At 34.7% G+C, this 21,373-nt stretch carries 15 protein-coding genes; 7 read left to right on the top strand and 8 right to left on the bottom strand.

All coding sequences use genetic code 11. The features are described from left to right. Positions 1-169: 169 nt before the first annotated feature. The 7 genes from fucP to CLU83_RS08640 all read right to left on the bottom strand — a co-directional run bounded on the left by fucP (position 170) and on the right by CLU83_RS08640 (position 7,871). Positions 170-1,486 (bottom strand): L-fucose:H+ symporter permease, encoded by a 1,317-nt coding sequence (gene fucP / locus CLU83_RS08670; RefSeq protein WP_100431234.1) that lies wholly within the window; start codon positions 1,484-1,486, stop codon positions 170-172. A 25-nt stretch (positions 1,487-1,511) separates the two neighbouring features. Beyond that, a complete protein-coding gene (locus tag CLU83_RS08665; protein ID WP_100431233.1) occupies positions 1,512-1,952 on the bottom strand; it encodes a MaoC/PaaZ C-terminal domain-containing protein in 441 nt (146 codons plus the stop codon). Positions 1,953-2,144: 192 nt separating this feature from the next. After that, positions 2,145-3,215, bottom strand: coding sequence for a Gfo/Idh/MocA family protein (locus CLU83_RS08660; protein ID WP_100431232.1), 1,071 nt, complete (start codon positions 3,213-3,215; stop codon positions 2,145-2,147). A 2-nt stretch (positions 3,216-3,217) separates the two neighbouring features. Then, positions 3,218-4,441: an extracellular solute-binding protein gene (locus CLU83_RS08655; RefSeq protein WP_100431231.1), complete on the bottom strand. Its 1,224-nt coding sequence runs from the start codon at positions 4,439-4,441 to the stop codon at positions 3,218-3,220. Positions 4,442-4,443: 2 nt separating this feature from the next. Then, positions 4,444-5,580 (bottom strand): CaiB/BaiF CoA-transferase family protein, encoded by a 1,137-nt coding sequence (locus CLU83_RS08650; protein ID WP_100431230.1) that lies wholly within the window; start codon positions 5,578-5,580, stop codon positions 4,444-4,446. After that, positions 5,581-6,726: a CaiB/BaiF CoA-transferase family protein gene (locus tag CLU83_RS08645; RefSeq protein WP_100431229.1), complete on the bottom strand. Its 1,146-nt coding sequence runs from the start codon at positions 6,724-6,726 to the stop codon at positions 5,581-5,583. Further along, the gene (locus CLU83_RS08640; protein ID WP_100431228.1) at positions 6,723-7,871 is read right to left on the bottom strand and encodes an ABC transporter substrate-binding protein; all 1,149 of its coding nucleotides are present in this window, start codon (positions 7,869-7,871) and stop codon (positions 6,723-6,725) included. Before CLU83_RS08640 ends, CLU83_RS08645 begins: the two co-directional genes overlap by 4 nt. Before the next feature lie 351 nt (positions 7,872-8,222). Between CLU83_RS08640 and CLU83_RS08635 the strand changes: the two genes are divergently transcribed. The 6 genes from CLU83_RS08635 to CLU83_RS08610 all read left to right on the top strand — a co-directional run bounded on the left by CLU83_RS08635 (position 8,223) and on the right by CLU83_RS08610 (position 15,383). Continuing rightward, positions 8,223-8,987 carry an SDR family NAD(P)-dependent oxidoreductase gene (locus CLU83_RS08635; RefSeq protein ID WP_100431227.1) on the top strand — a complete coding sequence of 255 codons (765 nt, stop codon included), beginning with the start codon at positions 8,223-8,225 and terminating at the stop codon, positions 8,985-8,987. A 114-nt stretch (positions 8,988-9,101) separates the two neighbouring features. Beyond that, on the top strand, positions 9,102-9,956 hold the full coding sequence (locus CLU83_RS08630; RefSeq protein ID WP_100431226.1) for a fumarylacetoacetate hydrolase family protein: 855 nt from the start codon (positions 9,102-9,104) through the stop codon (positions 9,954-9,956). A gap of 45 nt (positions 9,957-10,001) precedes the next feature. Next, positions 10,002-11,015, top strand: coding sequence for a zinc-binding alcohol dehydrogenase family protein (locus CLU83_RS08625; RefSeq protein ID WP_100431225.1), 1,014 nt, complete (start codon positions 10,002-10,004; stop codon positions 11,013-11,015). Between the two features lie 18 nt (positions 11,016-11,033). After that, positions 11,034-11,831 carry an SDR family oxidoreductase gene (locus CLU83_RS08620; protein WP_100431224.1) on the top strand — a complete coding sequence of 266 codons (798 nt, stop codon included), beginning with the start codon at positions 11,034-11,036 and terminating at the stop codon, positions 11,829-11,831. Between the two features lie 5 nt (positions 11,832-11,836). Continuing rightward, positions 11,837-12,673 carry an amidohydrolase gene (locus CLU83_RS08615; protein ID WP_100431223.1) on the top strand — a complete coding sequence of 279 codons (837 nt, stop codon included), beginning with the start codon at positions 11,837-11,839 and terminating at the stop codon, positions 12,671-12,673. A 205-nt stretch (positions 12,674-12,878) separates the two neighbouring features. Beyond that, positions 12,879-15,383 (top strand): right-handed parallel beta-helix repeat-containing protein, encoded by a 2,505-nt coding sequence (locus tag CLU83_RS08610; protein WP_100431222.1) that lies wholly within the window; start codon positions 12,879-12,881, stop codon positions 15,381-15,383. A gap of 313 nt (positions 15,384-15,696) precedes the next feature. Here CLU83_RS08610 and CLU83_RS08605 read toward each other — a convergent pair whose 3' ends face one another. Beyond that, a complete protein-coding gene (locus CLU83_RS08605) occupies positions 15,697-18,999 on the bottom strand; it encodes an FG-GAP-like repeat-containing protein (RefSeq protein ID WP_100431221.1) in 3,303 nt (1,100 codons plus the stop codon). A gap of 737 nt (positions 19,000-19,736) precedes the next feature. On the opposite strand from CLU83_RS08605, the gene CLU83_RS08600 reads away from it, so the two are divergent. Then, on the top strand, positions 19,737-21,251 hold the full coding sequence (locus CLU83_RS08600) for a right-handed parallel beta-helix repeat-containing protein (protein ID WP_100431220.1): 1,515 nt from the start codon (positions 19,737-19,739) through the stop codon (positions 21,249-21,251). Positions 21,252-21,373: the final 122 nt, after the last annotated feature.

Below are 21,373 nucleotides of genomic sequence, written 5' to 3'. Positions count from 1 at the left end.
AGATCATAAATAGAGTAATGTTTCCTTAATCCAATTGATGATTTTCACGAAGATATAAAAAAGAAGTCATGGATGAGATAAAAAAGCAACCGATTGTTTTAAAAATAAAAAAGATAGTATCGAATATTACTTCAATACTATCTTTAATTTTATAAAGGGATTAAATATTCTAAGAAATACTGTTTTTTACTTTATGTCCAAACACACCAAAATAAAGAATAATAACAAAACACACTAAAGGAATAATGTATCCCGCTTGAATATCGTCATGCTTCATATCAATTAATGTTCCCATAGTATAAGGAAGTATTGCACCGCCTACAATTGACATTACCAGCCATGAAGAACCCGTTTCGGTATTAGATTTCAAGCCTACTAATCCCAAAGAGAAAATAGTTGGAAACATGATAGACATGAAAAAACCTAATCCTCCTAGCGCATAAATCACTTCAATACCGCTTGCGTAAATGGCTACTACACATAGAATAATACTGATAACACAGTAAATAGACAACAAGATATAATCTTTTATATAACGTAAAAAGAATGTACCAATGAAGCGTCCTGCCATAAAAAGGAAACCATAAATACCTAGGTAGTAACCCGCTGTTTTTTCATCCAGTCCAGCACTTTGTTCCGCGATTCGGACAAAAAAACTGGTCACACATACTTGCGCTCCCACATAAAAGAATTGTGCAGCTACCGCCCAACTTAAATGAGAAAATCGTAAAACCGAAAAGAAACCTGGTTTTATTTCAACTTCAGTATGGGTAGGTTTCATTGATGGTAAGTGCATAAAATAAAAAAGGATAGCCATTAGTATCAATATGCTTCCTAGAATCATATAAGGCATTTTTACTGTTGAAGCTTCTTCTAGTAAATATGCCGCTTTAGCCGTATCTGGCATCGCAGTCATTTGCGCAGGCGTAAAGCTCTTTCCAGACAATATAAACATTGAACCCAATACAGGTCCAAGCATGGCTGCAAGGCCATTAAATGAAGCAGCTAAATTCAATCGTTTCGAAGAAGATTCTGCAGGTCCTAAAATCGCTGCGTAGGGATTTGCACTGGTTTCTAAAATTGTCAATCCGCAGCCAATTACAAATAAAGCAAATAAAAACAATTCATAAGTTCTAGAATTAGCAGCAGGAATAAATAGAAAAGCACCTGCGGCAAACACTAATAATCCAGTAATAATACTGTTTTTATACCCAAAACGTTTAATCAGCATTCCCGCAGGAATTGCCATAATAAAATAAGCAAGAAACACAGCAGTGTCTATTAACGTAGATTGTCGGTTGTTTAACTCACAGGCTTTTCTCAAATGCGGAATTAAAATTCCATCAAAACCGTGTGCCATTCCCCAAAGGAAAAATAAACTGGTAATTAAGATAAAAGGCAAAAGATATTTTTTTCCTGATCCTTCTTCTGCTCCTTGTTCTGTTGGTACTTCGTGTTGGTCGCCAATTTGGTTGGTTACTTGCATAATTTAATAGTTATAGGTTGGTTAATTATTTCTTTTTTACTAATAATAGATGATCGCACACCAAAACCACTTCACCTTTTTGGTTAATGATTTCAACGTGTTCGGTTACGGTTCCCATTTCGGGTCTTTTAGCTTCTCCTTTTTCAGAAATAGTAATTTCCGAATGGATGGTGTCGCCAATGTGTACGGGCTTTACAAACCGCATTCTGTCATATCCTTTAGAAAAAGCTTCCGGATTTATTTCAGATGCAGTCAAGCCGATTCCAATACTGAAAACCATTGTCCCGTGGGCAATCCGCTGTCCAAAAGGCTGTGTTTTGCACCATTCCTCATCCATATGATGCGGGAAAAAATCGCCAGTGTGTCCAGCGTGAACTACAAAGTCGGTTTCGGTAATGGTTCTTCCCAAGGTTACTCGTTTTTCATTGAGCTGGTAATCTTCAAAAAAGGTCGATTTAAAATACATTTTTTTAGTTTTTTAGTCCTTAGTAATTAGTCCTTAGTGACTAGCTCAGATGCTAATTACTAATGACTTTTTACTAATTACTATGATTAATATAATTTTTTTGGGCGTTTTAACACGCTTTCCGCTGTATCTTTTTTGGCTGGAAAAGCCAAAAAAGGATGCCGCTTCAATCGTTAACGCGGGTGTACGCTGCTATAATGCGTTTAATGGAATTGCTCCTTTTTCATTACTGATGTAACAGGCTTCTACCACTTTCATAGTGTCTAAAACATCCTGTACACTCGCATGTAAAACAGCATCTGAGCCTTCTTTAAAACGCATCAAATTTGACATCGTGCCAATAAAAGCTTCTGGAAACCAGGAGCCTTCCAGTTCGATTTTCTTCCATTCATAAATGCTTCCGTCTTCGGTAGGCAATGCATATTCAAATTCATCAGGCATGCCGTCAGGATAATTCATCAATAGGCCCATTTTGGCTTTGATTGCTCCTTTGGTTCCTTCCCATTTGATGTAGCTTTCTTCGTGTTTTGGTCCAAAATGATGATCGTGATTGGTATTGATAACCACACGCATCGAATCTCCGTAATCCAAAATAATCGAAGAACGACAGGACGATAATTTCTTCAAAGGATGATTAGTTGTTTTGGCATAAACCCCTTTTGGATTTCCCAAAAAGGAGCGGATGCAATCGATATAGTGTACACTGTGAAAAAGAATCTCCAACCTTGGATGTTCCTTAATCAGCGGAAACAATTCCCAAGGCGTATTTACAGTCACCTTAACTTCCAGATCATACAAATCACCAATAATTCCTTGATTTATCAGGTATCGCGCTGCGCTTACGTAAGATGCAAAACGCAATTGAAAATTGATGCCGGCTACTAATTTTTTGCGTTCACAAACCGCTACTATTTCTTTGGCCTGCGCCAAATCATTTCCCATAGGTTTCTGAATCAGCACGGCAGCACCATCTGGCAATTGTTCTAATATTTCGATGTATTGATCGGGCAGGACGGTGATGTCATATACAGCATTCGATGGAGCATTTTTGACTGCATCGGCAACGTTTTCAAAAACATTTGGAATATTGAATTCCTCAGCCATAGCATGTGCTTTTGCTATCGTTCTGTTTGTAATGCCAAAAACACTAAAACCAGCCGTTTTATAAGCAGGTAAATGTGCATCTTTTACAATACCGCTCGCTCCAATAATAATAATGGGCTGTTTGGTTTCGGGCAATAATGGTTTATATTTTATATCCATGATTAGTATAATTTTTGGATTGATTTTTGTGTTTCCAATAATAGTTGTTCTGATGAAACAGAACTTTCAATCGCTTTTAATACCATTTGGTCAATCAGTTCGGCTATTTTTGGCCAAATCGGTGTTTGTGGTAACGTTAAAGCATTTTCGTGAAGCATTTCCAGCTTGTGATAAAAAGGAATGGTTTTATTGATTTCGGCATCATTCCAAGTTGATTTCCGACAGCCTATACCGCCTTCATTGGTCAGTAATTTGTCGCTCTCTGGCGTAGTGGCAAACCGCAGAAAGTCATAGGCTAGTTTTTGATGCTTGCTTCCTGTTCCAATCGTGTACAGCCAATAGACATTCAAAGAAGCGGTTTTGTGATTTTGGTTGTGGGGAAGTTCTGTAATGTCTACTTTTCCTTTTACATTAGATTCTTCAATCACTTCACACATTGAGGCAAATCCAAACCAGTTGATTGCCATTGCGGCTTCACCTTTGGCGAAAGCCATACCAGCTTCAACCGAACCAAATTTTTTAGTTTTAGGATGAACAGCTTTAGAATTATTTATTATTTTTCTATAATATTCTAAAGCCTTGATGGCTTCTGCATGATGAATGTCTATTTGATTTTGTGCATTCAATAAAGAACCTCCGCGTGTCCATAATTGCAGGCAAAAATCGAATACCATATTATGACCATCAGGAAAATTAGCAAAGACAGACCCGTATAAATTTTGTTCCGGACGATTAAAAAATTCGGCTATTTGAGTAAATTCCTCCCAAGTTTTTGGAGGATTTAATTCGTAACCGTATTGTTTTTTGAAATTTTCTTTTTCAGTTAAATTTTCGAATAAATCTTTTCTAAAAATCAGGCATTCTGGCCCATCGTGAAAAGGCAGTCCGTATGTTCCATTGTTGATTTGCTGTAAATGCAGCAACGATTGATGCCAGCCTTCAGGGTAATTTTGAGGAGCATTTTCATTAATTAGCGGGGTTAAATCAAGGACTGCTTTTTCATTGGCAGCATCAAAAATCCAATCCGTATTGAGATGTGCAATATCCCAAGAACCATTTTTTAATCCTTTTTTACTAATGGTTTCTGCATATAAATCGTGCAATTCCAATGGAATCATTTCTGCTTCAATGGTGATATTGTTTTTCAGGCAGAACAAGTCCCATAGCTTTTGAAGTGTAGTTTCAAAAGGGTCGAATTTTCTAACAGCGATTCTTAATTTTTCCATTATCAATCTATAAATTCCTTAATAATCCGCTCGTTGTCCTGTCCTAATTTCGGTGAACCTTTAGTTGATATAAAAATTTCTCCATCTATTTTAATCGGACATCGGGTTGTTTTATAGGAGTAGCCGTCCTGCATTTCAACTTGCTGTGTAAATTCCAAAACTTTAAAGCCTTCTTCAATAAAAAGCTGTTGGTAGTTTAATACTTTGGCACACCAAATATCAGCAGGCTCTAAAATAACCAGCCAAAATTGTGTATCCTGAGTTTGCAAATGCGCAGCTAGAATATTTTTGATTTCATCTCTTAAATGAAATTTATTTTCAGGAAACTGCAGCAGTTCATCACATTTTAAAAGTGAAGCTAAAACAGGAATCGAGCCCATTGCTAGAGCTAAATAGCCATTTTGGGTTTTATAAATTCCGTATGGCGCTCCCAAATAAGCATGAGCATTATTGTTTTTTGTCCGAACTGGTAATTCACCGCCATCGTTAAAAAAAGTAGTAATGGTTTCGAATTGAAAATCAAAAGCAGATTCCAGCATGCTTACCTGAACCATCGCACCCATATTATGAGTTGCTTTTCGGTATAAAGCGGCTAGAATTCCTTGTGCCAAATGAGCTCCAGCCAGCATATCTACAATCGATAACCCCATCGGTACGGGACCATCTTCCTGATTACCGCTCAGCCAAGTAAGAGCAGTCAGCGACTGCAATAATAAATCCTGTCCCGGTAAATCTTTTAGTTCCGATTTCGTACCGTAGCCCGAAATTTCGGCATAGATTATATTTGGATTGATTTCTTTGACATCATCATAACTCAAACCTACGCGTTCCATTACTCCCGGTCTGAAATTATGCATGACAACATCGGCTTTGGCCAGTAATTTTTTTAATTTTTGAAGTTCTTCAGGTTGTTTGAAATCAATAGCAAATGATTCTTTGTTTCTGTTGATAGTATGAAAAACGGAAGATTCCCCATTCATAATCAAATCAGAAGTATATAAGGTTCTGCAGATGTCTCCGGTTCCGGGCTTCTCAATTTTTATCACGCGGGCACCCAAATCTGCCAATCGCAAACTGGCCGACGGTCCCGAAAGAAACTGGCTAAAATCTACTATTAAATAATCTTCTAATGGTTTCATCTATTCGGTTAAAAATTGTTCATGAATTGCTATATTGTCTTCTCCAACTTTTGGTGCTGCTTTCGGACTTACCAAAATTTCGCCGTCCAATTGAATAGGGCTTCTGGTGGTAATTAATTTTTCACCATCCGAATTTTTCACCATCTGTTTCAACTGTAATTTATTCACAAAAGATTGATTGTTTAGTTCTTCGTAATTAAGCACTTTTCCGCACCAGATTCCATCCTTTTGAAGTAAATCCAGCCAATAATCTGCTGTTTGAGGGGCTAATTTTTCTGCTAAAATTTCTCTGATTTCATCTCTTTGAGAAAACCATTGCTGTTTGTCAGCGTATTTTTTTAAATCAATTTCTAGGACATTTCCAATGAAAAGCAAATCGCCCATTGCTAAGGAAATATAACCGTCCTGAGTTTTATAAACACCATAAGGAGCACTCAGAAAAGCGTGAGCACTTCCTTTAACATCGCCTCTTTCAGGCAGTTGTCCTCCGTCATTTAAGTAAGAAGTGATGGCTTCAAACTGAACATCCAAAACCGATTCCAGCAAACTCACTTCAACCAAAACTCCTTTTCCAGTTTTGGCTCTTTTGAGCAATGCCGCCAAAATTCCCTGAACAAAATGATTCCCGCACATTAAATCGGCTACAGCCAAACCAAATGGAACTGGTCCTTGACTTTTTCTGCCGCTTAACCAGCTTAGTCCTGATAATGACTGCAATAGTAAATCCTGTCCGGGTTTATTAGCCCAAGGACCTTTATCGCCATAACCAGTTATAGTTCCGTAAATAATTTTTGGATTAATTGCCAATGCTTCCGCAAAAGTTAATCCTATTTTGTCCATCACGCCTGGGCGAAAATTATGGGTCATAATATCCGCTTTGGCAATCAGTTTTTTGACCAAAATCAAATCTTCCGGATTTTTTAGGTCGGCTGCAAAAGATTCTTTATTTCTATTTATGGTGTGAAAAAGCAAACTGCTGTCATCAACAAAAAGATCTTTGATGCTCAATTGTCGACAGGCTTCGCCTTTTACGGGACGCTCTATTTTGATAACTCTGGCTCCTAAATCGGCTAATTTTAATCCAGCCGACGGCCCTGCCAAAAATTGGCAAAACTCCAATACTACTAATCCTTCAAGTGGTTTCATTTAGCTTGTAAGTTTAAAGACTTTGCGTAAAGTGCATTCATTTCTTCCAAAACTAATTCTTCGTTCCCGCCATTCATTAAATAATCACGAACCACATCGCCGGCATGATCCTGAAAATACATGTGTCCAGAATATCTCGGACGCAGGAAAGCACGTTCTAAAGCAGGCAGTGTGTTTTTGAAATAATCGTGTGTTACACCATTGATTCGGTCGCTTTTCCAAGCTTGCAAATGTCCTGGCTGTCCGCCATTATCAGCAAAAATGTTTTGCTGTACGTGTGAAGAACCTGTGAATTCGGCATATTTAATGGCTTCAGGAATATGCTGGCTAAATGAAGAAACAGCCAAACCAGTTCCGCCTAATGAGCTAATCATCGGTTGGTCATTCAATTTTACTAGGTCATAAAAATGAAGTAAGTTTTTGCTGTAGCCAATTCGGGAATAATTGGAATAACCATACGCAAAAGGGCAGTAGGCAATTTCATCTGAATTAACCATCGCTTCATAAACTTGAATCGGGTTTCTGCTGAAGTTAGCAGAATCTATCAGCTGTGCCAATTCTCTAAACATTTGCAAAGCTTTTTTTCCAGTTTCAGTCGAAATTACTTTCTCATCCGATTGAAACGGAGCTTCGCCCAAACTGCAGCAGTACATATAAAAACTCATCAATACATCAACTGGAATTCCTGCAAAAGCAACCAGTCCTTTTTTGGCTAAAGCCAATAAATCACCATACGTTTGAGGAACTTTCAGTCCTTGTTTTTCCAAAATATCCAATCGGGCAGAAGCGACTGGAGTTGCTGCGTCTATTGGCAACGCCCATAGTTTGTTGCTAAATACGTAGCTTCCATAAGAACGCCCAACGGTATTTATTTCTTGGTCTTTTATATATGGAGCAGAAAGGTAATCTGATAAAGGTAAAATAGCATTGGTACTTGCTCCAAAACCCGTCCAAGGATGGTCAATAACTAATAGGTCAAATCTTTTGGCTAAGTCTTCTATTGAAGCATCAGCAAATTCCTGTAAACTTCTTTTTTCCCATGTAATTTCGATTCCTGGATTTAGTTCTGTAAAGCGCTGCGCTGTGGCAACCATAGGTAAAAGACCTCTGGTATGATTCCAAGTTATTCCTTTTAATTTTGTCATTTTTTTATGAATAATATTTTATTTTTTAGCTTTAAAAATAATAAATGTAAAAAATACAATTCAAATGTATTAATTATGTTTGGAATATTAATATTTAAATTTACATTTGTGTAATCGATTACATTTTTTTAAGTTTTTTGTATAAAAAATCCCATCAAAAAAAGTAAACTGATTGAAATAATATTGATCTGAAGAAAGATTGCTGTAGCAGATTTGGGTGTAAATCCATACCGTGACGGTTCTTACGAATATTAGATAATTGAAAGAAGGAAAAATAATGGTCTGAAAGTAACGAAGTCTTTTATTTTAACTACTTTAGAATTGAATTAATAAAATTAAATTTTAATAAATATGTTTTCATTACAAAATAAAAAAGCAATTGTAACAGGAGGAGGCAGCGGTATTGGAAGGGCCATAGCTGCGCTGTTTGCTAAACAAGGAGCTGAGGTTCATATTATTGATTTAACAATCGAAAGTGCTCAAGAGGCTGTAGACGAGATTAAACAATTGGGAGGAAAAGTATTTTCGTATGCCTGTAATGTAGCCGATCAAAAAGAAGTTGTCGAAACATTTGATAAAATAGGAAACATCAATATTCTTGTCAATAATGCTGGGATTGCCCACGTTGGAAAAGTGGACACTACACCAGAAGCCGATTTTGACCGAGTGATGAATGTAAATGTGAAAGGGGTTTACAATTGTTTGTATGCTGCGATTCCACAATTTCGATTATCAAACGGAGGAGTAATTTTGAACATGGCTTCGATTGCGGCTTGGGTTGGTATTCCAGACCGGTTTGCTTATTCAACTGGAAAAGGAGCTGTAATGGCAATGACTTTGTCTGTTGCTAAAGACTATATTAATGAGGGCATTCGCTGTAATTCAATTTCGCCAGCGCGGGTGCATACCCCATTTGTAGATGGTTTTATCAATAAAAATTATCCAGGAAAAGAAGCTGAAATTTTCGAAAAATTATCTAAATCACAGCCAATTGGACGAATGGGGAAACCAGATGAAGTTGCTGCATTAGCGTTGTATTTATGCAGTGATGAAGCAGGTTTTATAACGGGTTCAGATTATCCTATTGATGGAGGTTTTATCAAGTTAAATAATTAAAAAAAGTGACTAAGACACTAAGTTGCTGAGTCGTTAAGATTTGAAAAACTCAGAAGCTTAGCAACTTAGAATCTCAGCAACTCAAAAAAAAATAACAATTAAAAATATAAAGAAATGAAATTAATACGTTTTGGAGCAGTAGGAAAAGAAAAGCCAGGAGTTATTATTGGAGAAAAAAGATATGATGTATCTTCAATTGTTTCGGATTTCAATGAAGCTTTTTTTGATGAAAATGGATTAGAAAAATTAAAAAAAGCTTTGGAGAACAATCCAGCATTGCCTGAAGTTGGAGCAGATGTACGTTTAGGATCTCCAGTGGCGAGACCTTCAAAAATAATCTGCATTGGTTTAAACTATGTAGATCACTGTAAAGAAACCGGTGCTCCGATTCCAACAGAACCAATTATCTTTTTTAAATCAACTACTTCTTTATGTGGTCCAAATGATGATTTGATTATTCCAAAAAACAGTGAGAAGACTGATTGGGAAGTTGAATTGGCATTTGTTATAGGTAAAAAAGCAAGTTATGTGGAAGAAGCAGAGGCTTTGGATTATGTGGCGGGTTATGCTTTATTAAACGATTACAGCGAAAGAGCTTTTCAAATCGAAATGGGCGGACAATGGGCTAAAGGAAAAGGCTGCGATACGTTTGCGCCGCTTGGACCATTTTTGGCTACGCAGGATGAAATTGCCGATGTAAATAATATCCCAATGTGGTTAACAGTAAACGGTAAAAAATTCCAAGACAGCAACACATTGAACTTGGTTTTCAAAATTCCATTTTTAGTACATTATTTAAGCCAGTTCATGACTTTGATGCCTGGTGATATTATTAGTACAGGAACACCTCCGGGAGTTGGATTAGGAATCAAGCCAGATCCAATTTATATCAAACCGGGTGACGTTATTGAGCTAGGCATGGAAGGTTTAGGATCTAGCAGACAAGTAGCAAAAGCATACAGTAAATAATACAAATTTGGAGGTTTTGACTTCCAAAAAATTAATTCTATTAAAATGAAATATATTGTTTGCGAAAAGCCGAAAGAGTTTCTGTTGAAAGAGAAACCAATGCCAGAACCAAAAGAAGGCGAAGTTTTATTAAAAATTAAAAGGATAGGAGTTTGCGGAACCGATATTCATGCTTACGGCGGAACACAGCCCTATTTTGAATATCCCCGAATTTTAGGCCACGAATTGGCTGCTGAATATATAAAAGGAAATGCTAAAGGATTTCAGCCTGACGATAAAGTAACTTTTATTCCTTATTTCAGCTGCGGAAAATGTGTGGCTTGCCGTAATGGATTGACCAATTGCTGTGCCAATATCAAAGTTTTTGGTGTGCATATTGATGGAGGAATGGCAGAATATGTGACTGTTCCTGAGCAATATTTACTGCACGGACAAGGTTTGGATTATGATGAACTGGCATTGATAGAACCCTTGGCAATCGCCGCACACGGTGTCCGCAGAGCCGCTGTAAAAGCAACCGATACTGTTTTGGTAATGGGTGCTGGACCAATCGGATTGGGATTAATTCAATTTGCCAAAATTGCCGGAGCCAAAGTTATTGTTATGGATATCAATGAGTACCGTCTTAATTTCTGCAAAGAAGCACTGCAGGCAGATGAAACGATAAATCCTCTGCATGATGATGTGGCAGCACGATTGGCGGAGCTGACTAATGGTGACATGGCCAATGTGGTGATTGATGCTACTGGAAATCAAAAAGTGATGAACAGTGCTTTCAATTACATTTCTCATGGTGGTCGATTTGTTTTAGTTGGTCTTCAAAAAGGAGAATTGAGTTTTAGCCATCCTGATTTTCATAAAAGAGAATCTACTTTAATGAGTAGCCGTAATGCTACCATCGAAGATTTTGAATATGTTATGCAATGTCTCAAAGAAGGTAAAATCGATCCTAAAAAATACATCACGCACAGAGCTGATTTTTCGGATATGATTACTGAATTTGAAAAATGGATTGATCCAAAAAATAATACTATTAAAGCAATTATAGAATTGAATTAATTTAAAAAAACAACAATCATGGATTTAAATTTAAAAGGAAAAATAATAGTAGTATCAGGTTCGGCTGGAAAAGAAGGAAGTATTGGTGAAACCATCATCAATCGATTGGCTGATGAAGGTGCTATTCCAGTTCTTGTTGATAGAAATAGCAGAGGTTTTGGTTATGCCGAAGCATTGCAAAAAAAAGGAATCGATTCTTTATTTGTTCAAACGGATGTTACCAATCCTGATGAAATGCAAAATGCAGTTAATAAAATTGCTGCAAAATATGGAAGAATTGACGCTGTTATCAATAACGTGGGCGTAAATGACGGTGCAGGATTAGATGCTTCTTACGAGGAGTTTATGAATTCATTAAAATTGAATGTTGTAAGCTACTTCCTGTTGGTAAAATTTGCGCTTCCATACTTGAAAGAATCAAAAGGAAACATTCTGAATATTGGTTCCAAAGTGGCTCTGACTGGGCAGGGAGGTACTTCAGGTTACGCTGCCGCAAAAGGAGGAGTACTTGGACTGACCAGAGAATGGGCTGTAGATTTAATACAATTTGGTATTCGTTCCAATGCGATAATCATTGCCGAATGTTATACGCCAGCTTATGAAGACTGGATCAAAACGGTACCAGATGGTGAAGCAGTTTTGAAAAAAATCAATAAAAGTATTCCATTTGAGGGAAGAATGACCAAAACAGAAGAAATTGCAGATACAGCACTTTTCATAATTTCGGATCGTTCGTCACACACAACTGGACAATTTGTTTTTGTTGAAGGCGGTTATGTACATCTTGATCGTGCTTTAATCAGTGACGTAAATTAATTGTGATGAACAAACGAATTGATTCCCACCAGCATTTTTGGAAGTTCGATCCAGTTAGAGACAGCTGGATTGATGATTCTATGCAAAAGATTCAAAGGGATTTTCTGCCTGAAGATTTACTGCCTCTGCTGACCGAAAATAAATTTCAGGGCTGTGTAGCTGTTGAAGCACATCAATCGGAAGAGCAGACTAATTTTTTAGCTGATTTGGCTTCAAAAAATGATTTTATAAAAGGTGTTGTTGGCTGGGTAGATTTACGCAATAAAAATATAAGCGAAAGACTGCATCATTTTTCGAATGATAAAATTATCAAAGGTTTTCGTCACGTTGTGCAAGCCGAAGCGGATGATTTTATGCTGCGAAATGATTTTAGAAATGGAATTACAGCGCTTGCAGCATTTGATTTTACCTATGATATTCTCATTTTTCATCGCCAGTTGCCAGTAGCTATAGATTTGGTCAATCGTTTTCCAGAACAAAAATTTGTTATCGATCATATTGCTAAACCGAATATTAAATCAGGTGAAATTGCCACATGGGAAAAAGATATTAAAGAGATAGCCAAAGCTGAAAATGTGATGTGCAAAATTTCCGGAATGGTGACTGAAGCAGATTGGAATAATTGGGAATTTCAAGATTTAAGACCTTACCTTGATGTGATTTTTGAAAATTTTTCGGCTGACAGATTAATGTTCGGCTCGGATTGGCCAGTTTGTAATCTGGCTGCAGATTATTCAAAAGTGGTAGACACATTAGAAAATTACATCGCTCAATTTTCAATTCAAGAACAAAATATGATTTGGTTCGAAAATGCAGCAGCATTTTATAAATTGAAAATCTAATTTTGGTTACTAAATAATTGATTTACAAAATTTTGGGATTCCTGAAAGGTTTTGAAAACCTTGTAGGTGTGTTTCTTCGTACATCTAAATATCCACAAGGTCGAAAAAAGATCTTGCAGGAAAACCTATAAATCACTATTCAATTCAGCCAAGTAAAGAATAATTAATACCTTCTATGGTTTTTAGCCATACAAAAAAGAAAAAAATGCGTTTAAATACTTTTAAAATAATATTGACTGTTTTTTTAATTGTGGGTTCCTTGTTTTCAGCAAATGCTGCCGAAATCTGGGTTTCACCTCACGGAAAAGACAGTAATCTAGGAACAAAATCAAGTCCGTTGGCTACAATCCAAATGGCAGTTAGAAAAGCCAGAGAATTACGCCGTTTGAAAGATCCATCGATAAAAGACGGAATTCATATTATCGTAATGAACGGAACCTATTATTTAAACGAACCTTTATTTGTAAGACCCGAAGATTCCGGATCGGCAGAAAGTCCAACTACTATTGAAGCTGATGCCAATGCCAAACCAATTTTAAGTGGTGGAATCGAAATCAAAAACTGGAAAAAATCAGATGTTTCTATAAACGGACTAAAAAAAGGAATCGTTTGGGAAGCCAATGCTCCTGAAAACGCAGGTGAAATCATCAATTACCGACAATTATGGGTCAACGGAAAAAAAGCCGTTAGGGTCAAAAGCACTGCCGGAAATCAAATGGACAGAATTTTGTCTTGGGATGCTGCAACCGAAACTTGCTGGATTCCTTATAAAGATAAGTCTATTAAGTTTGAACCCGGAATGGAAATGCTTATTGTCCAATGGTGGTCAACTGCCAATCTTCGAATCAAAAATATTGAAGTGCAAAAAGACAGCGCCAGACTTTCTTTTGAACAGCCTGAAAGCCACATTCAAAGCGAACATCCTTGGCCAGCACCTTGGATTTCAAAAAACAACGGTAATTCAGCTTTCTATTTAAATAATGGTATTTCAATGCTGAACGAACCCGGAGAATGGTATTTGGACAGAAAAAAAGGTAAAATCTATTACATTCCAAGAGCGGGGGAAGATTTAACTTCGGCAAAAGTTACCGTTCCGGTTTTGGAAAATTTAGTAAAAATGGAAGGAACTTTGGATACTCCCGTACATCATTTTAATTTCAAAGGAATTTCGTTTCAGTACAGCAATTGGCTTCGTCCTTCGCAGCAAGGTCACGTTCCGTTGCAGGCGGGAATGTATTTGCTGGATGCTTATAAATTAAAAACTCCAGGAACTTCTAATCAGGCGAATTTAGAAAATCAGGGATGGGTAGGCAGACCGAGAGCAGCTGTTGAGGTAAATTATGCGAACAATACCCAATTCGAATCCTGTAGTTTTGAGCATTTGTCTTCCACAGGTTTGGATTTGCATAGAGGAACTAATCATAATACTGTTAAAGGGAATTTATTTAAAGACATTGGCGGAAACGGAATCAATCTGGGCGTTTTCTCAGAAGAATCCTTCGAGGCGCATTTGCCTTATACTGTAAAAGACGAAAGAATAGTTTGTTCCGATGAATTGATTGCTGATAATTTGATTACGAATGTTGCAAACGAAGATTGGGGTTGTCTAGGAATTGCTGCCGGTTTTATAAAGAATCTGACGATTGAACACAACGAAATTTCGGATGTGGCTTACAGCGGAATTTCAATGGGTTGGGGTTGGACACCCACCGAAAACGTAATGCGAAACAACAAAATTTTGGCGAATAAAATTCATCATTATGCCAAACATTTACACGATGTAGCAGGAATTTATACGCTTTCATCACAGCCGGACAGCAGAATAGAAGAGAACTATATTGATAAGGTTTATAATAGTCCGTATGCACACGATCCGTTTTTGTGGCTGTATTTGTATACCGATGAAGGAAGTCAGCATTTTACAATCAAAAATAACTGGATTCCGATTCAGAAAATATTGAAAAACAATAATGGTCCTGCGGGGAATGTTTGGCAGGACAATTATGCTTTTGTTGATCCAAAAATCAAGGAAAATGCAGGAATCAGAAAACCATACAGCGATTTAACCAAAGAAGTTGTCATTGATGAAGCTTGGGGACTGCAGGAAATGCCAAAATCGGTTACGATAGAATTAATCGGAAAAGATTTGGATATCGAAAAAATCAAATCGACCATAAAAGGTTTCCGAATTGTAGGCGAAGAATTGTACCAATGGGAAAATCATCTGGTGATTTACGGATTGATGAATCAGCCGGAAAGGACGAAAAAGAAGTTGGCTTTAGCATTTCCTGCATTGGAAATTAAAATCTACGAAAATCCAATTTATAATTTCCAGAATTTCCAAAGATGTAAAGAGGTAAAAGTAGCATCCGAATGGGAGAATATTGTTCTGACTGCAAATTTAGTGCAAGATGAGAAAATGCAAAAAGAATATATTGATTATCACACCACTCAATTTGAAAAGTGGCCGGAAATTGCAAAAGGTTTCTGTAATGCCGATTTTCAGCAACTGCAGGTTTTCAAAAACGGAAGACAATTGATGTTGGTTATCAGTATTCCAAAAGGCGAAAGCTTAGATAAGCTGAATCCAAAAACTACCGAAAATAATCCACGCGTAGACGATTGGAACACCTTAATGAAAAAATATCAAACAGGAATTGAAGGTGTAAAACCAAATGAAACCTGGATATTTTTGAAAAGAATAAACTGAAATAATCAGACCTAACAGGTTTTTAAAATTTGTTAGGTCTCTTTTTAAACCCAAATAAACTAAAATTATTTGTCCACAAATTAAAGGATTAACACAGATTAAAAAATCTTTTAAAACCATATAATGTTCCAAAAACCAGTAAGCGTGTGAAGATTTATTCGCTTTATTGGGGATGATTATTTTGAGTTTGTATTTTATTTTTAATTGGAATTAATCTTATGTTAAATGATTTTTATTGATTTTAGAAACTAATATTTCACAATGTTAAATTAGAAATTAGCATTAAGTAGGAATTCCATGAAATAATTGATTCCTATCTTTTTAATGAAAAGTGTCCTTTAAAAACTCTGTTTTGATTTCCTAAATTTACAGTGAACCAATAATCATCAGAAATTAAATTTTGCTGATTATATTTTCCATCCCATCCTATTTCTTTAGGATCTAATTGCTTAAGTAACTTTCCATATCTGTCATAAATATAAATCTTAGCTTTTGGATATTTATCGATTCCTTTAATTTGCCAATAATCATTATAACCATCATCATTTGGAGTTACAAATTTTGGATAGTTAAGCAATGTTATTTCCTCATTATCTTCACCACAGCCTCCTTTATCTTTTACATGTGCAACATAATCTCCCCCTGAAATATTATTAAAAATATTACTGTCCTGATAATTAATGCTATCAATAGAATATTCAAAAACACCATCTCCCGATGCTTTTATTTCAACACTATTACTCCCAAATTCATCATAAACTACATTTTCTATGGTGGGTAATTTTGATCTTATTAAACTAAAAGGGAAATTATTTTCACACATTATTCCATTTTCACTTTTTGAAATTCTCAAGTTATAATTACCGTCCTTAATAAGCTTAGCTTCATTAGAAGTTGAAATAATTGTTCCATCTTCAAATTTCCATTGATATGAATCAAAATTGGAATCAACAGAAATAAATAAATGAGAATCTAAACCACATATAACATACTTATTTTGCAAATTTACTACTGGCAATTTATTGACTGTCAAATCAAAACTTGTTTCTGAGAAACATAAAGGATTTAGACTGTTTTCAACTCTGACAAAAATAGTTTGGTGGTCAGCGATAGTATTTTTGAAATATTTTGGCAAAGGGCTGGGTAATATAACTCCATTTACATCTTTATATAAAACTTTCAAACCAGATTGATTTCCTATTAGCTGAGATTCGATTGTTTCGGTGTTAAAATTTCCAAATCCTTTTTCTTCCTCACATGCAAATATGGTTTTTGGTTTGCTAATTATTGGCTTTGAAGATGTTTTAAGTACTAGTATTGTTTCAGATGAACAATTAGTTTTAAGATTTGTTACTCGTATAATTATATTTTGGCTTCCAATTGTTGTATTTGTAAATGGATTAGCCAAAGGGTATATTATTTCATTTCCTAGGTTGTCATAATAAGAGACTTTCATATCCATTTGACCAGCTAAAACATTTTTTTCTACTAAGGAAGTGTCAAAATATTCTGAAATCCCATCATTGTTATCATCACAACCAACTAAAACATCTAAATTATTGGCAATTGGCAAAGGGCTAGCAATTAAATTTATTTTTGTTTCAATAAAACAATTGGTAGCTGTATTTGTAATTTTAGCGATAATATAATCTTTGTCTTTAATTGTGTTTTTGTAATTATTGGATAATGGAGTTGTCAGTAGATTGTTTTTGCTGTCATAGTAATCAATTTTAACGTTTATTTGATTTCCAATAATTATATTTTCAACATTGTTAAGATTAAATAATGAAAATCCATCATTGTCAGAATCACAAACATAAATATCATCAATAGCATTTGCTATTGGGGAAGCCAAAACATTTATTTCAAATTTTTTAACTACATAGCAATTTGATTTTTCTTTGTTTTGGATTCTGACATAAATAGTTTCCTTTACCTTTTGAATTTTGTATACATCTGATAATTTATTTGTGTTGTTATCAGCATCGGTTTGTGATAAGTAATAGTTTATTTCATAATCTAAAGGTGATAAATTTTTAAGTATTTCATTGTCTTTAATAGTATGAAAATTAAATTCCTCATTCACATTACAAGTTGAAACATCTGCGGGTTGAGTTACTTCGGGTAAGCCAAATATAGAAATGGTTTTATTAAGAGTTTCAGTTTTTGCTCCTTTCGTATATGTTGCAGAAATTATATATGTTCCTCTTTTTGAAAAAGTGTGTTTTGGTCTGAGTGAAACAGACTCATTTGATGTTCCAGTAGCAGGATCGTTAAAGTCCCATTTTACATTATCCACTGAATTGTTTAACGAAAAATCTCCTTGTAAATTACAGTCACATCCTTTATCGAAAAGAATCTCAGTTGGAAGTTCAATGTTTAAAGTTTTATTCTCATAAACATAAGTAACTTCATCATCTCTTGGATTTTCGATTCTGCCATAATAAAGTATATCTAAATCTTTGTCATTATCATAATCTCCAAAATCTACTCCACCGAAGTAACAATCTGGGAATGATTTGTTTATTTCAGAGAACTGACCGCTTTTATTATTTAAATAAAATTTTGTATTTCTCCAAGAAAGACCTGTACCATAGTTAATGAGATCTAAAAAACCATCATTATCAAAATCTCCTAGTCTTATTTTTGATAAAAAGGCACCATCATTATTCATGGTAAATGAATTGTTAAAATTCATATTTCCTTTATTGACATAAAAATAGAGTTTAGTTCCTGGATCTCCACTCATCAAATCAAATTTTGAACTTCCAGTAAAAACGAAATCTATTAGCCCATCATTATTTATATCCCCTACATCCATACTAACATAGCTCAATTGAGGAAGAGTAAAGTTTATTTTTTCAAATTTAAAATTCCCTAAATTTTTATATATAGCAAATTCCCGTTCGGTTTTTGTTGAAGAAGCAGTAATAATGTCTTTTAAACCATCTCCATCAAAATCTGCCCATTGAGCCCTATTGTGTTGAAAATTTGCTCTAGCTCCATTAATAATATAGAAACTTGTATTTTCAATTTTTGTAAATGTTTCATTTCCATTGTTTTTAAAAACTCCAGAATCATATTCTTCTTTCTTATTTAGGCCTTGATAAAAAACATCTAATAAACCATCATTATTTACATCAACCCATTCAACGGTGCCATTGAATATTGCAGGGATTGAAGTAGGAATTTCTACAAATTCACAACCGTTATTAATATTTTTGTAAATCTTTGTTATGTTATATTCTGCAAAACCACTAGTTGTACCGGAATAAATCAAATCTAAAGTCCCATTATTGTCAAAATCACCCCACGAACAATCGCCGTAAATTGCTCTGGGAATATTTTTTATTGCGCTTTCTGTAAATGTTTTATCTCCATTGTTTTTATAAAAAATAGCATGACTGAAATCTCCATTACTGCCAAAATCAACTCCTGTTACAAAAATGTCTAATAAACCATCTTTATTATAATCAACAAATGTTGAAAAACCATTATAGCCACCTTTTAAATTTTCAGTATATAATACTTTTTCAAAATTTTGAGATGTAATTATGTTTAAATAAAATAGAAAAAAACTGAGTAATTTTATTTTAAATGTATTTTTATAATTCATGTAATTTTAATTATTTCCAGTATAAATTTTTACAAGCATTGCTGCAATGTTGTATTATTAAAAGGTTATCTTAATTTTCAATCCCTTTTTTATCTTATTACGCCGGACTATTTACAAAAGCCTTTCTATAAATAAACTAAGTTATTTGACATAAATTTTTTAAATTTCCTAACTTAATTAAAACAAAGTGTCAATATTCCTTTGGCAGGTATTTATAAAAAGATTATATAATCGGATGTAAGTGTATTTTAAAAAATCAAAGATAATTTTTTTATATTTTATGGTTGTATTTATTAAATATATAAGTGTCAGATTTTTTGCTTAAGAAATATAATTTTTACATTGTTTTATTTGTATTAAAATGTCAACTTAAAAATAAATTCTGTGAGCATTTTTTCATTTCAGCATAGTACAGGGCGTAAAAAGTAAAAACAACACTTATCTTTATTGCTGAAATATATTTTTATGCGAAATCGATTTTTAAATTTTAAAAAATTATTTGTTTTTATAATTTTATTTTCTTCTTCATTTCTATTTACTCAGGAAAATAAGCCTGCTCTAGCTCGTGCGAACTTCAAACTCGTACCCACAAACAATTCAAATTTATCGCTAAAATCCTATTCTTATTGTTTTCATAATTTTCCAATCAAAATCATTTTTTACAAAAACCATTGAATTAATTCAATATTTTTATAAAAAACCATAGGTATCTTGTGTCACTCAAAAAAACACAACTTATGAAAAAAATCTACATTTTTATGCTGTCACTTTTAGTTTCGGGATCAGTTTCAGCAGCGACCTATTACGTGACACCAACTGGAAATGCTTCCAATTCAGGTTCAAGTTTCTCTAACGCAATGAATTTTAAAACCGCTGTTGGCAAAGCAGTTGCCGGAGATGTCATTTTATTACAAGCCGGAACCTATACAATTGCGTATAGTGCCGGTGCTAAAAACACTATTTCATTCACAAAATCAGGAACTTCCGCAAGTCCTATTAAGGTGGAATGTGTAGATAACGGAAAGGCCATAATAGATTTTTCGTTTCCGGATCAGGAATGGGTACAAGATTCATTCGGTTTTAGTATTACAGGTTCTTACTGGAGTTTTAAAGGAATTGCCATTACAAGAGCCGGATATCAAGGAGCTTATGTAACAGGCGCCAATACTACTTTTGAAAATTGTGCTTTTTATAACAATCGTAATACTGGTTTAGAAATTAACAAAGGAGGTTCTAATACAACGGTAAAGAACTGCGATGCTTACAGGAATTATGATCCTAAAAAAAAGGGAAGTATGGCTGATGGTTTTGGCCCAAAACAAACACAAGGTCCCGGAAATAAATTCATCAACTGCCGTGCATGGGAAAATTCAGATGACGGATACGATTGCTTCGATAGTACACAAAAGGTAACTTTTGAAAATTGCTGGGCTATCAGAAATGGAGTAGATGTATGGAATTATGGAGGATTTACAGGAAACGGAAATGGTTTTAAAGTGGGAGGAAATTCAGTTCCGGCAGACAATGTACTGACCAGATGTGTTGCTATAGGTCACCCAAAAAAAGGATTCGATCAGAATAACAATACCGGAAGCATAACGGTATACAATTGTACAGGATATGGGAATAATATAAATTTTGGCTTTGGTAATCCGGTACAATCCGGAAAAAAACATATTTTCAAAAATAATATTTCATTATCCGGAACCATATCCATATCAAACGCCACGGAGCAAAACAATTCGTGGAATTTAAGTGTCACTGTAAATTTCTCCGATTTTACAAGTACCAATACTTCACTTGCTATTGGCGAAAGACAGTCAAATGGTGACCTTCCGGGTAATTTGCCTTTTAAATTGGTTCAGGGAAGCGATTTGATAGACAAAGGAACTAATGTAGGTCTTTCTTATTCTGGCAGTAATCCTGATTTAGGTTATTCAGAAAGTAACTATACAACCAGTAAAAAAATAAATACTGAGATATCTTCGGATACTATAGAAGATTTGAACTCTGGTAGTATATTAAATTACTATCCGAATCCGGTAAAAAATATCCTTACAATAGAATTAGATAATGAAATGGCAAAAGGAGCTGTAATTCAATTATTTGATTTGTCAGGTAAATTAATTACTGCTAAAACTGCAAATGAACAAACACTCCTGTTAAATTTAGAAAATCTTCCATCAGGAGAATATATCCTTACTGTAACAAATTCTACAAATAAAATTATTAAACATATTATTAAAGTTTAGAGATAATATTAGGAACAAAATGATTTTTAAAAACAATTTGTGAATTCATAGCTATTAATAAAACTCAAAATGCTCCCAAAATCGGGAGCATTTTTTTATTTCAGCATAGTACAGGATAGTAC

The organism is Flavobacterium sp. 1 (assembly GCF_002797935.1).
Classification (GTDB): domain Bacteria; phylum Bacteroidota; class Bacteroidia; order Flavobacteriales; family Flavobacteriaceae; genus Flavobacterium.
This window is presented reverse-complemented; position numbering and strand designations above follow the sequence as displayed.

Excerpts from the sequence above, each read along its gene's own strand:
- CLU83_RS08600 (WP_100431220.1), top strand. The coding sequence starts at position 19,737 with ATGAAAAAAATCTACATTTTTATGCTGTCACTTTTAGTTTCGGGATCA.
- CLU83_RS08650 (WP_100431230.1), bottom strand. The coding sequence starts at position 5,580 with ATGAAACCATTAGAAGATTATTTAATAGTAGATTTTAGCCAGTTTCTT.
- CLU83_RS08620 (WP_100431224.1), top strand. The coding sequence starts at position 11,034 with ATGGATTTAAATTTAAAAGGAAAAATAATAGTAGTATCAGGTTCGGCT.
- CLU83_RS08645 (WP_100431229.1), bottom strand. The coding sequence starts at position 6,726 with ATGAAACCACTTGAAGGATTAGTAGTATTGGAGTTTTGCCAATTTTTG.
- CLU83_RS08665 (WP_100431233.1), bottom strand. The coding sequence starts at position 1,952 with ATGTATTTTAAATCGACCTTTTTTGAAGATTACCAGCTCAATGAAAAA.
- CLU83_RS08615 (WP_100431223.1), top strand. The coding sequence starts at position 11,837 with ATGAACAAACGAATTGATTCCCACCAGCATTTTTGGAAGTTCGATCCA.
- CLU83_RS08630 (WP_100431226.1), top strand. The coding sequence starts at position 9,102 with ATGAAATTAATACGTTTTGGAGCAGTAGGAAAAGAAAAGCCAGGAGTT.
- CLU83_RS08635 (WP_100431227.1), top strand. The coding sequence starts at position 8,223 with ATGTTTTCATTACAAAATAAAAAAGCAATTGTAACAGGAGGAGGCAGC.
- CLU83_RS08660 (WP_100431232.1), bottom strand. The coding sequence starts at position 3,215 with ATGGATATAAAATATAAACCATTATTGCCCGAAACCAAACAGCCCATT.
- CLU83_RS08610 (WP_100431222.1), top strand. The coding sequence starts at position 12,879 with ATGCGTTTAAATACTTTTAAAATAATATTGACTGTTTTTTTAATTGTG.
- CLU83_RS08605 (WP_100431221.1), bottom strand. The coding sequence starts at position 18,999 with ATGAATTATAAAAATACATTTAAAATAAAATTACTCAGTTTTTTTCTA.
- CLU83_RS08625 (WP_100431225.1), top strand. The coding sequence starts at position 10,002 with ATGAAATATATTGTTTGCGAAAAGCCGAAAGAGTTTCTGTTGAAAGAG.
- CLU83_RS08655 (WP_100431231.1), bottom strand. The coding sequence starts at position 4,441 with ATGGAAAAATTAAGAATCGCTGTTAGAAAATTCGACCCTTTTGAAACT.
- CLU83_RS08640 (WP_100431228.1), bottom strand. The coding sequence starts at position 7,871 with ATGACAAAATTAAAAGGAATAACTTGGAATCATACCAGAGGTCTTTTA.
- fucP (WP_100431234.1), bottom strand. The coding sequence starts at position 1,486 with ATGCAAGTAACCAACCAAATTGGCGACCAACACGAAGTACCAACAGAA.